Here is a 16,541-nt window from a genome sequence, read left to right as displayed (position 1 = left end):
AATATGTATAGAAACTACATCAATCCATTCTATTATGATCCATATAACACTTATAATATGTACCAATACTTTGATGAATTAAGAATGTCTAAAGGATTCATTAAAATGCACCATCCATTTCTTGATGATATGGATGATTTAAAAAGAAGCGACAGTCAAATGAATTTAATGGACTACGGTCCAGAGCCATTTGCAGGAAACATAGAAGAGATGACACTTGAAAATAATAATTATCGTACAGCTTTATGGACCGGAAAGAATCTACAAGTAACCTTAATGAGTATAAACGTTGGTGAAGATATAGGTTTGGAAGTCCACACAACTCATGATCAATTTCTTAGAATTGAAGAAGGCAGTGGAATTGTGCAGATGGGAGATAGTCGTGAAAATTTAGATTTTCAAAGAAGAGTTAGTGATGGTTTTGCAATAATGGTGCCAGCAGGAAAATGGCATAATTTGATTAATACTGGAGATACACCACTTAAGCTGTATTCAATATATGCACCACCACAGCATCCCCATGGAACTGTTCACAAAACTAAAGCAATGGCGGAAGCTGCAGAAGAAGCAGTTAATTAACGAGATTATTAAAATAAGGAAGTCTTATTAAATAGATAATAGGATTTCCTTATTTTTGTTTATAACAAATAAGATATTAAAAGAAAAATATGGTAAAATGTATATACAATAAATATGGAAGCTAGGAAGTGCAGAAGAATGAAAAAGCAGAGTTACAATATCTCTAAAATAGTCTTGGTATCTATAGTATTAAATTTTATACAGGTCATATTTATAACATTATTTATCTACTACAAGAATAAAAACTCATACATTATAGATGGTAATTTTATTATTTATGTAATAGCAGTAAGTATAGGAATAAATAGTATTATTACTGGTATTATATTTTATAATCTTTTATTTAAAAAAGGTAGTACTAATTTAATAGATACAATAAAATATCTTGAAAATCTCAATAAGACTTTGAGATCTCAAAGACATGACTATTTAAACCATATTCAAGTTATATACTCACTTATGGAGTTAGAAGAGTATGACGAAGCAAGAAATTATATAGAGCCAGTATACAAGGACATAGTAAGAGTTAGTAAGGCATTAAAGACCTCAAAACCTGCTGTAAATGCACTGCTTCAGGCAAAACTTCAAATGGCAGAAAAAAATAAAATTGATATGGAATTAGAAATAAAAAGTGATTTAAAACATCTTAATGTTGAACCTTGGGAGTTCTGCAGAGTAATAGGAAACATAATAGATAATGGGATATTTGCATTAAAATTAAAACCAGATAATAGATATATGTTAGTTGAATTTATGGAAGATTTAGAAAATATAAAAATAAATATATCAAATAATGGTGATGTAATATCTAAAGAGATTATAGATAAAATATTTGATGAAGGTTTTACAACTAAGGGAATTAAGGGTGAGGGTCTTGGGTTATCAATTGTTAAGGAGATTGTTGAAAATTCAGCTGGAAAAGTAATTGTGAAATCAGATGAAAATAGGACATGTTTTGAAGTAACGTTGCCTAAAAAGAGTTAGTAATGACATTTTGGATTAAAAAATGTATTGTTTAGAGAGTTTATATTAATAAGTCTTCCTAGTGATGGTATTGTATTTTTATAGTAAGGAGGGAGGTAAAATAGAATGAATGTATTTTTACCAGATATTACAGTTATAACAATTTTACTACTTATAGTTGGATTTGGACTCGTGCTTATAGAAATGCATATACCTGGTTTTGGAGTACCAGGTATAATAGGTGCAATATGCCTTATACTCGCAGTTATATTAACAGCTCAGAACTTTGCACAAGTTTTAGTAATGTCACTAGGTATACTAGCTGTATTAGGAATTATGCTTGGAGTGGTTATGACTTTTTTTGCTAAAGGAAAGTTGTTTAAACCGTTAATATTATCAGACGAGCAGAAAAAAGAACATGGATATATAAGTTCTTCAGATTTAGATTATTTACTTGGAAAAAGAGGGGTTGCAATTACTGACTTAAGACCTTCAGGTTCTGTAGATATAGATGGAGTTAAGTTTGATGTGATCTCAGATGGAGAATATATTTCTATTGGAACAAAGGTAGAAATATTTAAGGTTAGTGGAGTAAAGTTGTTAGTCAAAAAAGTAAGTATATAAATTAATATTTCAAAGGAGAGATTATTAATGATTGAGTCAATTATAATAGCAGTAGTGGTTGTCATTATTCTTGTTGTGTTTTTTGCACTTGTTCCATTAGGATTATGGGTGTCATCTTTGGCAGCTAATGTTAAGGTAAGTATATTTAATTTAATTGGTATGAGATTAAGAAGAGTTGTACCTTCTAAAATTGTTATTCCTCTTATAAAATCAACTAAAGCAGGTATGGGACTAACTGTAAATCAGTTAGAAGCTCACTATTTAGCTGGTGGAAATGTAGACAATGTAGTAAATGCATTAATTGCAGCACATAGAGCTGATATTGATCTACAGTTTGAAAAGGCAGCAGCTATTGATTTAGCTGGTAGAGATGTATTGGAAGCGGTAAAAATGAGTGTTAATCCTAAAGTAATTGAAACACCAAATGTTTCAGCTGTTGCAAAGGATGGTATAGAACTACTAGTTAAAGCTAGGGTTACAGTAAGAGCTAACCTTGAAAGATTGGTTGGTGGAGCTGGAGAAGCTACTATTTTAGCTAGAGTTGGAGAAGGTATAGTAACTACTGTTGGTTCTTCAAATAGCCATAAAATAGTATTAGAAAATCCGGATGCTATATCCAAAACAGTATTAAATAAAGGATTAGATGCTGGAACGGCTTTTGAGATTTTATCTATAGATATAGCTGACGTAGATGTAGGAAGAAATATAGGAGCTCAGCTTCAAACACTTCAAGCAGAAGCTGATAAAAATATAGCACAGGCTAAAGCCGAAGAGAGAAGAGCGATGGCGGTTGCTAAAGAACAAGAAATGAGAGCAGCTGTTGTAGAGTCAGAGGCAGAAGTACCAAGAGCAATGGCATATGCACTTAGAGAAGGTAAGCTTGGAATAATGGACTACTATGATATGCAAAATGTTATTGCAGATACAAGCATGAGAAGTTCTATATCTAGCGCAGGAAATAAATCTCAAGGTTTAATTAATACAGATAAAGAAAATAAGGATAAAAAATAAGCTGCTTGGAGAGTGATAATATGAAATTTAAGGAAGCTATGAGAATAGTAAATAACTATTCAATAGCGCTAAATGATCCTATGAAGGTAGCAAATAGATTTAACAAACCAACCATAAGAGCAAAAGAAAATACAAATTTAGAATTCACGCAAGAGAGTTATGAAAAATTTGATGAAACTACTGAAGAAGACCTAGTGGATAATAGTCCAAAGTTTGTAAGTAAAAATCCACAAGGAGTAATAGATTCTATTGTGGAGGATTTGACTTCAGTGAGGCTTCAACAGGCAATTATACTTTCAGAAATAGTTGGGAAACCCAAAAGTAAAACTAGAAAAAGAAGAAGATTCTAAAGGGTAGGAGAATTTATTATGGATATAAAAGTGCTTATAGTTGATGATGAGAAAGGAATACGAACTATAATTAAAAAGATATTAGAAAAGTCTGGTGGATTTGAAGTCGTTGGAGATATAGATAATGGAGAAGAGGCTATAGAGGTATTTAATGAATTACGTCCAGAGGTAGTATTTATAGATGTTGAAATACCAGGATGCAGCGGTATTGAATGTGCTAAAAGACTTGCTGACATAGAGCCTAAAACAATAATTATATTTGCAACTGCCCACCAAGAATATATGTCTGAAGCTTTTCAGCTATATGCATTTGATTATTTAGTTAAGCCCTTTAAAATAGATAGAGTTATGCAGACTTTAGATAGAATAAAGAGCTTGAATAAACCCAACTATGGAGATGGTATAGACAAAATTATAAAGTATGAAAAAGGCTTAGATAAGCTTATGATAAAAAACAAAGAAGGTATAAGTTTTGTTGATACCAATGAAATAATGCTTATACAAAGAGAAGAGAGCTCAACTGTTATATATACAAAAACAGATAGCTTTACCACATCTATTTCTCTATCAGACATAGAGGATAAATTAGATAAAAATCAATTTTTTAGAAGCCATAAGTCCTATATAATAAACTTATCATTGATTACAAAAATATATCCATATGGAAGATGGACTTACATTGTAAAACTTAAAAACACTGATAAAGATGCATTGCTTACTCATGAAAAGTATGAGGATATAAAGAAAATTTTTAGACTATAAAATGTATTAAATGGATTTAAAAATAGAATAGTATAAGTGCAGGACCATGTTTAACAACATGGTTTTTCTTATTTCAAAAAAAGAAAAGAATTTAAGGGTATATTGATATATAATAGATGTGGTGCAAAGGGTAAAGAAGTACTGAAGACATTTTAAAATGAAGGGGGAACGAGTAATGAAAAATAGGTATAGTCTAAGTTTTAAGCTATTCTACTTTATATATTTGGGGGCAATTGGAGCATTTATGCCTTACATAAATGTATATTTAGAAAAAAGTGCTGGTTTAAGCGGTTCTCAAATAGGTTTAATTACTGCCTTGAGTTTGGTGTTTGGGGTATGTGTTATTCCTGTTTGGGGAGTAGTTGGAGATAGAACCAAAAGATATAATGCATTATTAAAGTTTTCAATTGCTGGAGCATTAGTAATGGTAGCTATATACTGGAAAGCTGCAACTTATCCGATGATAATTTTATGTGCAATAGGATTAGAAATGATAAGGTTAGGTACTATGCCTATGGCGGATACCTTAGCTACTAATTATTGTCATGAAAGTGGTGACAACTATGGTTCAATTAGAGCAATGGGATCACTAGGATATATGGTTGTAAGTATGTCAGTAGGATTTTTAGCAGATAAATTTGGATTAGATGGAACAATATTTGCAAGTTATGCCTTCTTATTACTTATTACTATTCCAATTTGTTTTGGATTACCTAAGGATTCTACATTAGGAGAAACTGAGGGTAAAGAGAAATTACAAAAAGGAAGCTTTAAAGAGCTAATAACAAATAGAAAATATATATTTATTTTAATTATTACTATTTTAACGACTGTGATTGTAGACTCTTCTATGAGTTATGCAGGAAACCATCTTGTATCAACTCTAGGTGGATCTGAGTCTTCTATAAGTTGGCTTACATTTACTATGGTGCTGCCAGAAGTTATATTTTTAATGGTGGCAATTAAGTTTATTAATAAATTAGGCTTTAAGAGATTTTATATTTTAGTTGTAGCTTCAATGATTTTAAGATTTGGAGTTTATTCATTGGTCGAAAATCAATATGCCTTTTTAGCAGTTAGTGTTGTACACTGTTTAGGAGTTTCTATCGTAACTGTAGGTAATCTAACTTTTATTAGAAATTCAGTAAATTCTGCAGTTTTAGGGACAGCAATTACATTATTTAATGCTGCAATTTCAATAGGAAGAGCTATATTTGGATATATATTTGGATTTGTATACGAATATGGTAATAGTTATATGATTTTCATGATAAGCACAGGTGCATTTATAATTGCATTAATTATCTTAATTAGAACAAAGAATTTTGAGGGTATTGGTATAAATAAAGTATAGTTAATATTTAATATATAAAGAGGTGTCTCATAAATAGGGACATCTTTATTTTTTATAGTGAATTAGTAGCAGTAGATTGTAGTCTTTGTGGTATAATTTTCATAAATAGAGTTTAAGTAGAGGTATATAAATGGAGAAAAAGTCAGGGGATTTTATACTTATAGTAAGATATATTATATATTTTGCTGTAATAGGGTCCATAGTTGTTTTAAATAAGTTAGATAATAATAATATAAAATCTCTTATAGTATTTTTATTGCTTTATATAATAAATACTCAAATAAGAATATATTTTTTTACAGACAAAACATATGCCATTATAACATCATTAATTGTGGAAATAGGAATAATATCACTTCTGTACTATAACTTTGGAGGATTTACTTTTGTTTATTATTTTGTGGCTATAATTGATGCATCACTTATGCTTAATAGAAGATATTCATATATAATAACTTCAATTTTATACTTAGCAGTTATATTTCAGAGTATGACACCTCTTTATAAAAATCTTCAGGAATTTCCTATAGCAAATATTATTTTTAATACTGTAATAGTTATGGGATTTGGAGGGCTTGGAAGATTTATTGCAGAGGAGAAAGCAAGAAAACAAGAAGCTCAACTTCTATATGATAAAATAAGAGTTTCGGAACAAGAACTTAAAGAGGCTTATGATAGGTTAGAAGAATATTCAAATACAGTGGAGGAACTTTCTGTACTTAGAGAAAGAGATAGAATATCTAGAGAAATACATGATACAGTAGGACACACTTTATCTACTCTAAATATTCAGATTCAAGCTCTACCATTTTTAGTTAAAAGTGATAAAGATAAGGCTATAGAAATGTTAAATGATATGTATACATATTCTAAAAACGGCTTAGAAGATGTAAGAAGAGCTGTTAGGGAATTAAGCCCTATAAGCTTTGAAAATAATAATAGCATATTTGTGATTAAGGAGCTCATTAATAATTTTCAAAAAAATACAGGGATTAGAGTTGAATTTAATTCATCTAAAAGTGAGTATATTTTTACATCAGATCAAAACCTTTCTGTGTACAGAATAATTCAGGAGGCTTTGAATAATTCATTAAGGCATGGGAAGGCAACTGTTATTGAAATTAACCTACACTTTACTGAAAAGGAGGTAGGGTTAAATATAAAGGATAATGGTGAAGGTGTAGAAAACTTAACACCTGACTTTGGGCTTAGAGGTATGCAAGATAGAGTTAATAATTTAGATGGTAGGATAGAGTTTTTCAGTGAAAAGAATAGTGGATTTGAGATAAATATAATTTTTCCTAAGAAGAAAAAAATACTATAATGTTGAAAGAAGTAGGTGACTTAAATAATGTCTTGCATAAAAATTGCAATAGCAGATGATGAGAATCTTATAAGAGAAGCATTGAAAATAATACTTAGCTCCTATAAGGAGATTGAAGTTGTAGGAGTATGTGAGGATGGAGAAGCGGCTTACCAATTATGTAAGAATCAAAAGGTTGATGTAATACTTATGGATATAAGAATGCCTAACTGTGACGGTGTACAGGGAACTAAGCTTGTGAAAAGTATTTCTCCAGAAACAAAGGTTTTAATACTCACTACCTTTAAAGATGATGAGTATATTATAGGGGCTATGCGCTATGGGGCTAGCGGGTATATGCTAAAAGACACTTCTCATGAAAGAATTTTTGAAGCAATAAAAGGTGTTTATGGAGGCAATATAATCATGCATCCTGAGGTTGCGAATAAGATGATAGAAAATAGAGATGAGCTTTCTCAAGAGGAAAGAATAAAAGAAATAAAAAGTAGAAATAAGTTAACCTCAAGGGAAATTGATATTATTGAAGCAATAAGTTCAGGACTTTCAAATAAGGAAATAGGAGAAAAGTTATTTTTAACTGAAGGAACTGTTAAAAATAATATAACAGAAATACTGGGCAAATTAGAGTTAAGAGATAGAACACAGATAGCTATATTTGCTTTTAAAAGTAAGTTGGTAGATTAGATTCAACAAAACCATGACTTAAGTCATGGTTTTTATTTGTATAGATGACTTAACTCAGTACTGTAATGACTGGTGATTTGTTTATAATGAATGTATAAGGTTTGGAGGTAATAAATATGGGAATTATTCAATTAAAAAATGTTACTAAAAGATATGACGATAAATTAGCTGTAGATAATATAAGTTTAGATATAGAAGAAGGAGAATTATTTGGTTTATTAGGACCAAATGGGGCTGGGAAGTCAACACTTATATCTATGATATGTGGACTTACAAAATTAGATAAAGGGGATATTATAATAAATGGAAGCTCTATTAAAACTAATCCTATAGCGGCTAAGCAGAATATAGGTCTTGTTCCCCAAGAGATAGCTCTTTATGAAAACATTAGTGCTATAGATAATCTAAAGTTTTGGGGAAAGATGTATTCTCTAAAAGGAAATCTCTTAAAAGAGAGGATAGAAGAAGTATTAGAAGCTACAGGATTAAAAGATAGAAGAAAAGAAAAAGTATCAAAATTCTCAGGCGGAATGAAAAGAAGGCTTAATATAGCTTGTGCAGTTATGCACTATCCTAAAATAGTAATAATGGATGAACCTACTGTGGGAATAGACCCGCAATCAAGAAATAATATATTAGAGTTTACTAAAGAATTAAATAAAAAACATGGTTCAACCTTGATATATACAAGCCATTATATGGAGGAAGTAGAAGCTCTTTGTAGTAAGGTATGTATTTTAGATGAAGGAAAGGTCATAGCAAAAGGAGATCAAGATCATATAAAAAGGATGATAATGAATGAAGAGAGAGTTGAAATAACTATAAGTGAATATAAACCAGAGATAGATTTAATACTTAAGAAACTTAATAGTGTAAGAGAAGTAGTTTATAAGGATTCTAAGTTAACAGTAATAATGCAGGATACCCAAAGAAGTATACAGCAGATTATTGAAGTTTTAATTAAAGCAGAGATAGGAATAAGCGATATAAGCATAAAAAAACCTACTCTTGAAACAGTATTTTTAAGTCTTACTGGTAAAGCATTAAGGGATTAGGGGGAAACGATGAGATTTTTATATGTTTTTATGAATGAAATGAAAGAAATTTTATCAGGAATAAAATTTAATGTGTTTGTATATATAGTAATGCCTTTTGCTTTAGCTGCATTAAATGGAGTTATATATGAACAGTATTTTAATCAAGAGCCTAAGTTACCTGAATTTAAAATATCTATCATAGATGAAGATAAGGGACAGATAGCTTTATCGATAAAAGAGATATTTAAAGGAAGTAACTTAAAAGACAGCATTACTTTAAGAGAAGACAGAGATTTTGAAAGCATAGAAGAAGGTATAGAAAAAGGAGATATAAGTGCTGCGATAATAGTTCCAAAGGATTTTAGTAAAAAAACTCTTTTAGGAGAAAATACTTCACTTAAGGTGATAAAATCTCCTGCACAAGAGTTAAATGGATCTATTGTTTCTGAAATAGTTGAAGCTTATACAAATAACTTAAATATGAGTATAGCAATAAATAAAACCTTAAATGAAGAGGCAATAAATATTGATTCAATTGAGCTTCAAAACGAACTAAGCAAGATTATGAGTCAAAACTATATTAAGGAAGGACTGTTTGAAAACCATAAGGTTATAAATTCAAAACAATATTATGCAGTTAGTATGCTTATTATGGTTAGTTTGTTTTTAACAACAGTAGGGGCTTCAAATATTATAAAAGAAAGAGAAAGTGGAACTCTAAAAAGACTACAGTCCACGTCTATGAGCAAAATGAATTTTTTATTAGGAAAGACTATGGCAATATTTTTAATTGCAGTGATAGAAGTTGGAGTGTATATACTTTTAACCAGCGCTATATTAAAAACTAGCTGGGGAAGCAATATAAGTTCACTTAGTATAGTAATACTATCTCATGGAGCTGCCATAGCTGGAATATCAACATTAGCTGGTAGCATATTTAAGAGTCAAAAAAGCTTAAAGACAGTACTACCAATAGTAATTATGATTATGGCTGTTTTTGGTGGAACCTTTTATTCAATAGATTCAGTAACAGGGTTTATGAGAAATGTAATAAAGACTACTCTTAATTACTGGCTCACAAATAGCTATACCAATATAATGGTTGGATCCAATATTTCTAATATAAGTACTAATATAGTCATTTTATTAAGTATAGGGGTTATTGGGTTTGCTATTGGAACAATGAAATTTAAGTTTGATAATTAGAGAGGGGAGTTAAATGAAGATAATACAGTATTCCTTTATGCATTTGCAGAGGATTCTTAAAGATAAAAAAATATTACTTTTAGGTATGCTTATGCCGACTTTAGTTGTAAGTCTTGTAGTGTTTTTTACAAATAAAAGTAAAAATGTATCCTCCTCTAGTATATATGTGGATGTGGTTAATCAAGATACTGGACTAAAAGGAGAAGAACTTATAAATGAATTAGAAGATACAGGAGTTATAAACTTAACTAAAGTTACCCTTGAAGATGGTGAACGAAGAGTAAAAAGTGGTAATAGTTCCTTTGCTATAATAATCCCAGAAAAGTTTTCTAGTGCCTTAGAGCAAGCTGATAGTGAAGCTACAGAAGTAAGCATATTAAAGCTAAGTCAAGGAAATATAGATAATATAGTAAGTAATAAAATTAATTCTTTTATAATTAATAATAAATTAGCAACTAAAGTAGCAAACAATATTAACAGTGATAATTCTGACAAATTAAAGAATAAGTTAATTAATAATATTCAAGATTCAAAAGTTAAGGTCGAGAAAAGTACATTTTCAACTGAGGAGAAAACAAAAACAGTTAACATGGCTTTTCTTGGTGTAATGATAAGTTTCATGATGTATACTATGATATACTTTGTTAATGAGATTATGGAGATTAAGAGGAATGGAACTTTAAGGAGAAGTATATCTACTCCAAATAGCAATATTACTATAGGTGGAGCTTTACTATTATCATTTTTAGTCACTGAGTGGATTCAAGTAGCTGTTATGGTGGGATTCACAAAGATAGTATTAAAAGTAAACTGGGGAACCTCATATGCAGCTTTATTTTTAGTATTTACAGCATTTATTCTTGTAATATTAAGTTTAGGGTTATTATTATCAAGATGGATGAAAAATGAAACGCAAAGTGCAATAGTAGTTAATATGGTAGCAACACTAACTGGTGCCGTAAGTGGATGTTTTGTTTCTGTAGAGTACTTACCAGGAATTTTTCAGAAAATAGCTAGTTTTACACCTCAAAATTGGGTATTAAATGCTCTTACAGAAGTAATGTTGAATAATAAAGGGATATATTCAGTGCTTCCTTCTATAGGAATACTATTACTTTTTGCAGCAGCATTTTTCACCGCAGCAGCTTCATCATTAAGAAAAGTAGCACAAAATTAATTTATATATATTTCTAAAATAAAACCTTCAACATATTTGAAAGGTTTTATTTTTTATTGAATTTTTAGTAAATAATGAAAATGGAAGATAATAAGAATAACAAATACGAATAAAGATATAATATAGGTAAGGTTTTAAATAATGAGGATATATGGATAAATTTCACTTATATATATATAGATTTTCATATTGTTTAAACCATGTTATTACTATAAAATATTGATTTCGAGAGCACAAATATTACTATATAATATTTTTTTCTACAATAATAGGGGGACACATAGATGCTTAAAAATATTTTTGATGTGTTATTAGGAGAGCCTTTGTCCAATGAGCAAGGTAGTCATGAAAAATACAATATTCCTTTTGGATTAGCAATTATGGCAAGTGATGCAATATCTTCAGTAGCATATGCGGCTCAAGAGATTTTATTTGTTTTAATAGTTCTTGGAGCAACAGCTTATCAGTGGTTAACATGGACTTCATTTATGATTATAGGATTGTTACTTATTTTAACAATATCATATATTCAAATTATAAGAGCATATCCACAAGGTGGGGGTGCTTATAAAGTAGCAAGAGAAAACATAGGTACAAAAGCAGGATTATCAGCAGCTGCTGGTCTTATAATAAGTTATATACTTACTGTTGCTGTTAGTGCTAGTGCAGGAGCCGATGCTATTATATCTGCATTTAGTGGGTTAGCTGAATATAAGGTTCCCTTTGTTTTAATTATAATTGTGGTTTTAACTATTTTGAATTTAAGAGGTATAAGCGAGTCATCAAAAATATTTGCTATACCTACATACATATTTATATTTAGTATGATCTTCATGATCTTATACGGACTATTTAAATACTTAGTGCTGGGAATTCATCCAGAACCAGTTTATGAAATCCCTACACAAACTGTACAAAATGTTAGTTTGTTTCTTATACTTAGAGCCTTTTCTTCAGGATGTTCGGCATTAACTGGAGTAGAGGCCGTGAGTAACTCAGTTCCAAACTTTGAGGAACCAAGTCAAAAAAATGCTAAAATAGTAATGATACTTTTAGCAGCTTTAATATTCTTTATATTTGGAGGAACTTCTGTACTCGCTATATTTTATACAGCAGTACCAATTCCAAATGGACCTACAGTTATTTCTCAAATAGCTTTCGGAATTTTTAATAATGGAGTAATGTATTACATAATACAATTTAGTACAGCAATAATACTTCTTATGGCATGTAATACTTCATATACAGGATTCCCTATGCTTATGTATATAGTAGGAAAAGATGGATTTGCTCCTAGACAATTCACTATTAGAGGAAAGAGACTTAGTTTTTCTTTTGGAATTATAGCCTTATCTTTTATAGCCTGTATTTTAGTAATTATATTTAAAGCTGATACCCATAGATTAATTCCATTATATGCAATAGGTGTATTTATATCCTTTACTTTAGGACAAATTGGAATGGTTAATCATTGGAGAAAGAGTAGAGAAAAAGGCTGGGTGAAACGTGCTTTAATTAATGGTTTTGGAGCAGTAGTCACGTTAATAACAACAATAATTATTTTAATTGAAAAATTCCAAGAAGGGGCATTTATAGTAGCTATCCTTATACCAATTATAATTTTAATTCAGATGAGAATTAAAGCTCACTATGACAGAGTTGCTTGTCGTTTAAGTGTGAGCCAATTAAAGCTTAGTAAAGTTAACTTTAAAATTAAATATAAACACATTGTTATAGTACCTATAGCAAGCTTAAACAAAGCAACCATAGGTGCACTTCAGTATGCACAAAGCATAGGTCAAGAAGTTATTGCACTTAATATATCTCCAGATATGGAATCAATGGCAAAACTTAAAAAGAGATGGAGTGAATTAGATACTGATATTCAATTAGTTTCACACTATTCTCCATATAGAGCTGTGGTTACACCTTTATTAAAAAATATAGTTAAGATATTAGACGAAACTAAAGAAGATGAAAAAGTTACAGTAATTGTTCCGCAGTTTGTTACCCATGAACGTTGGGGTGAGGTTTTACATAATCACACAAGTTTCTTTATAAGAGAAACATTACTTAGAAATAAAGATGTAGTTGTAGCAACATATCCATACCATTTATTAGATGAGGATATTTGTGAGTTAGATAACAAATAATAGAGGTTGTGAAAAGTTTAACATAATATTTAGTAATGACTAGAATTATAAAAAATAGATAATGAACACAAAGCTTGTTGCAAAAGGATTTTAAAATTCTTATTGTAACAAGCTTTATATTTTGTAGGTCTTATAATACAGGATAGAAGAAAAGTAGTTTAAAGCTAGTAATAAAGCTAAAGTAATAAATAACTTTATGAGTAATAAATTACATAAGCAATCATACATGACTATACTTGCTTAGTGTATTGAAAACGGTATTGTAAAAATATAAAATACCATTAAAGAAACAAGAATAAATGGCCATTATTCAAAATCTTAATAGGAGTGATAATTATGAAAAAGTATAATGTTGTTATAGTAGGTGGGGGAAGTACTTTTACACCAGGGTTTTTAAAATCCTTTTGTAGATTGAAAACAGAATTTCCACTTAATAAGCTAGTATTATTCGATATAGATGAAGAAAGACAAAAACCAGTTGGAGAATTTGGTCAGATTTTAATGAAAGAAAAATATCCAGAATTAAAATTTAGTTACACTACTGATGCTGAAGAAGCTTACAAAAATATGGATTTTGTATTTATGCAAATGCGTGTTGGTGGGTTACCAATGAGAGCAGAAGATGAACATATTCCTTTAAGTATGGGACTTATTGGACAAGAGACTTGCGGAGCAGGCGGGATGGCCTATGGATTAAGATCCACAAAAGAAATGATTAAAGCAGTTTATGAAATTAGAAAATATTCACCAAATGCATGGATACTTAATTATTCTAATCCAGCAGCAATAGTTGCAGAAGCGTTAAGAAGAGAATTCCCAAATGATAATAGGATTTTAAATATATGTGATCAGCCAGAAAATGTTGTTCGTTCATGTAGTCGTTTATTAGGATGCGATTGGGAAAGTTTAGAGCCTGTGTACTTTGGATTAAATCACTATGGATGGTTTACTCACATATATGATAAAAATACAGGTGAAGATCTATTACCTAAGTTAAAAGAATTAATTAAAGAAAGAGGTTTCTTGCCTCAAGATGCAGAACAAAGGGATAAATCGTGGTTAGATACTTATGGAATGGTTCAAACACTTATGGAAGACTTCCCAGATTATCTGCCAAATACTTATAATCAATATTATTTATACCCAGATTATAAGGCTTCTCATCTTGATCCAAACTTTACAAGGGCTGATGAAGTTATGGCAAATAGGGAAACACGCGTATTTAATGAATGTAGAAAAGTAGTTGAAGCAGGAACAACAGAAGGTTTTGTAAAAATTGAAAGTGATGCTCATGCAGAAATGATGATAGAGGTAGCAGAATCAATTGCTTACAATAAAAATAAAAGATATATAATCATAGTAGAAAATAATGGAGCCATAAATAATATGCAGGATGATGCTATGGTAGAAGTAGTTGCAGAACTTGGAATTAATGGGCCAAGACCTATGAGGGTTGGGAATATTCCTCAATTCTATTTGGGATTATTAGTGAATCAAGTATCCTGTGAGAAGTTATTAATAGATGCATATTATGAAGAATCTTACAATAAAGCGTTACAAGCATTTACAATTAACAGATTAATAAATGACGGAAAGAAAGCCAGAAAAGTATTAGATGCATTGATTAAGGCAAATAAAGGATATTGGCCAGAGTTTAAATAAAAACTAGTAAGAATAAGTTCATTAAGAAAGGTAATTTAATATTTGTATTTTTATTACCTTTCTTAAAATATAATAGAAGATTAATTAAGAAGGAGAATATATATGAGTAAAAAAAATAAAGTTATGGATTTTTTCTCTGCATTAGGTAGAAGTTTAATGCTTCCAATTGCAACTTTAGCGGCAGCAGGGTTGTTATTAGGGCTAACTTCTGCATTACTAAAACCTCAAGTTCAAGCAGCTTTACCATTTTTAACAAATGGGGGAGTTCTATATATTTTAAATCTTATTAAAACGATTACCAGCACAGTTTTTGGAATGATTCCAGTATTATTTGCTATATGTATAGCATTTGGTCTAGCTAAGGAAGAAAAGGAAATAGCAGCTTTTGCAGGATTTATAGGATATTATACATTTTTGTTAAGTGCGGCAATTATTATTAATTCAGGTGCTTTTGACTTTACTTCACTTAAAATGTCAAATATTTTAGGAATTGAAAAAACCATAGAAATGGGAGCTTTCGCAGGTATTTTAACAGGTATTTTAGTATCAATACTTCACAATAAATTTTATAAAGTTGATTTTCCAGTAGCTATTGCTTTTTATGGAGGGAAAAGGTTTGTTGCTATTGTAGTTATAGGAGCTATGGCAGTTCTTGGACAAGTAGTTCCATTTGTTTGGGTTCCAATCTCATCAGGAATAAATGCATTAGGAGATTTAATTGGAAGTTTAGGATCAGTAGGAGTATTCCTATTTGGATTCTTAGAGAGACTATTAATTCCTACTGGACTTCATCACGTTTTAAATGGTATATTCCGTACGACTTCTGTTGGTGGAGTATATGAAGGTGTCGAAGGGTGTTTAAATATATTCTTACAATTCTTTGATAAAGTAGATATTTCAGTTTTAAGAAAATACACAGCCTTCTTAGGCCAAGGAAAAATGCCATTTATGATGTTCGGTCTTCCAGCAGCATCATATGCTATTTATAAAACATCACCACAAGATAAAAAAGCAAAGGTAAAAGCTTTAATGATTGCAGGGGTAGCTGCATCCATAGTATCTGGTATTACAGAACCATTAGAATTCTCATTTATGTTTATTGCACCACAGTTATTCCTATTTCATGCTATTATGGGAGGAGTATCTTTTGGACTATTAAGTTTATTAGGAGTTGGAATAGGTAATACAGGTGGTGGAATTATTGATTTTCTAATCTATGGTGTTTTAGTACCTGGTTCAAGATGGTATATAGTAATTTTAGTAGGTATAGTATTCGCAATTATTTATTATATAGTATTTAAGTGGTATTTTACAAAGAAAAACCTTTCTATAGATGTTAATGAAGAGGATGATGAAGAAAACTATTCTCAAGATCCATCTATGAAAAGTGAGGTAGCTATCAAAATTATTAGTGGATTAGGCGGATTTGATAACATAGTAGCAATTAACAATTGTATATCAAGACTTAGAGTTGATTTAAAGGATATGTCATTAGTAGACGAGACTTTGCTGAAAAAAACAGGTTCAATGGGAATTGTAAAACCATCTTCGACTCATATTCATGTTATATATGGGCCTAAGGTTGAAAAAATAGCAAAGCAAGTAAAAGAGGCTATGAAATATTAATAAATGAAATAAGAAATAGCAACTTTTTA

15 protein-coding genes are annotated in these 16,541 nt (G+C 30.2%); all 15 read left to right on the top strand.

The window, feature by feature from the left end; all coding sequences use genetic code 11:
• Window positions 1-3 precede the first annotated feature (3 nt).
• Complete coding sequence (locus L1S49_RS08480) at window positions 4-579, top strand: cupin domain-containing protein (RefSeq protein ID WP_238903547.1); 576 nt, start codon at window positions 4-6, stop codon at window positions 577-579.
• 138 nt (window positions 580-717) lie between these two features.
• Window positions 718-1,563 (top strand): Spo0B domain-containing protein, encoded by an 846-nt coding sequence (locus L1S49_RS08475; protein WP_238903546.1) that lies wholly within the window; start codon window positions 718-720, stop codon window positions 1,561-1,563.
• 105 nt (window positions 1,564-1,668) lie between these two features.
• On the top strand, window positions 1,669-2,166 hold the full coding sequence (locus L1S49_RS08470) for an NfeD family protein (RefSeq protein WP_073018396.1): 498 nt from the start codon (window positions 1,669-1,671) through the stop codon (window positions 2,164-2,166).
• Between the two features lie 27 nt (window positions 2,167-2,193).
• Entirely contained in the window at window positions 2,194-3,177 is a 984-nt protein-coding gene (gene floA, locus L1S49_RS08465; RefSeq protein WP_238903544.1) for a flotillin-like protein FloA, read from the top strand.
• A 20-nt stretch (window positions 3,178-3,197) separates the two neighbouring features.
• Entirely contained in the window at window positions 3,198-3,527 is a 330-nt protein-coding gene (locus L1S49_RS08460) for a hypothetical protein (protein WP_238903542.1), read from the top strand.
• Between the two features lie 18 nt (window positions 3,528-3,545).
• Complete coding sequence (locus tag L1S49_RS08455; RefSeq protein WP_238903540.1) at window positions 3,546-4,289, top strand: LytTR family DNA-binding domain-containing protein; 744 nt, start codon at window positions 3,546-3,548, stop codon at window positions 4,287-4,289.
• A 175-nt stretch (window positions 4,290-4,464) separates the two neighbouring features.
• Window positions 4,465-5,643 carry an MFS transporter gene (locus L1S49_RS08450; RefSeq protein WP_238903539.1) on the top strand — a complete coding sequence of 393 codons (1,179 nt, stop codon included), beginning with the start codon at window positions 4,465-4,467 and terminating at the stop codon, window positions 5,641-5,643.
• Window positions 5,644-5,773: 130 nt separating this feature from the next.
• Window positions 5,774-6,967: a sensor histidine kinase gene (locus L1S49_RS08445; protein ID WP_238903538.1), complete on the top strand. Its 1,194-nt coding sequence runs from the start codon at window positions 5,774-5,776 to the stop codon at window positions 6,965-6,967.
• A gap of 27 nt (window positions 6,968-6,994) precedes the next feature.
• Window positions 6,995-7,651 carry a response regulator transcription factor gene (locus L1S49_RS08440; RefSeq protein WP_238903537.1) on the top strand — a complete coding sequence of 219 codons (657 nt, stop codon included), beginning with the start codon at window positions 6,995-6,997 and terminating at the stop codon, window positions 7,649-7,651.
• A 116-nt stretch (window positions 7,652-7,767) separates the two neighbouring features.
• Window positions 7,768-8,706 carry an ABC transporter ATP-binding protein gene (locus L1S49_RS08435; protein ID WP_238903536.1) on the top strand — a complete coding sequence of 313 codons (939 nt, stop codon included), beginning with the start codon at window positions 7,768-7,770 and terminating at the stop codon, window positions 8,704-8,706.
• A gap of 9 nt (window positions 8,707-8,715) precedes the next feature.
• Window positions 8,716-9,894 carry an ABC transporter permease gene (locus tag L1S49_RS08430; protein WP_238903535.1) on the top strand — a complete coding sequence of 393 codons (1,179 nt, stop codon included), beginning with the start codon at window positions 8,716-8,718 and terminating at the stop codon, window positions 9,892-9,894.
• Window positions 9,895-9,907: 13 nt separating this feature from the next.
• Window positions 9,908-11,071 carry an ABC transporter permease gene (locus tag L1S49_RS08425; protein ID WP_238903534.1) on the top strand — a complete coding sequence of 388 codons (1,164 nt, stop codon included), beginning with the start codon at window positions 9,908-9,910 and terminating at the stop codon, window positions 11,069-11,071.
• A 284-nt stretch (window positions 11,072-11,355) separates the two neighbouring features.
• A complete protein-coding gene (locus L1S49_RS08420) occupies window positions 11,356-13,224 on the top strand; it encodes an APC family permease (protein ID WP_238903532.1) in 1,869 nt (622 codons plus the stop codon).
• 336 nt (window positions 13,225-13,560) lie between these two features.
• Entirely contained in the window at window positions 13,561-14,886 is a 1,326-nt protein-coding gene (locus L1S49_RS08415) for a 6-phospho-alpha-glucosidase (protein WP_238903530.1), read from the top strand.
• A gap of 102 nt (window positions 14,887-14,988) precedes the next feature.
• The gene (locus L1S49_RS08410; RefSeq protein ID WP_238903529.1) at window positions 14,989-16,512 is read left to right on the top strand and encodes a PTS transporter subunit EIIC; all 1,524 of its coding nucleotides are present in this window, start codon (window positions 14,989-14,991) and stop codon (window positions 16,510-16,512) included.
• Window positions 16,513-16,541: the final 29 nt, after the last annotated feature.

Source organism: Clostridium sp. YIM B02506 (assembly GCF_022324845.1).
GTDB classification, from domain to species: domain Bacteria; phylum Bacillota; class Clostridia; order Clostridiales; family Clostridiaceae; genus Clostridium_T; species Clostridium_T intestinale.
This window is presented reverse-complemented; position numbering and strand designations above follow the sequence as displayed.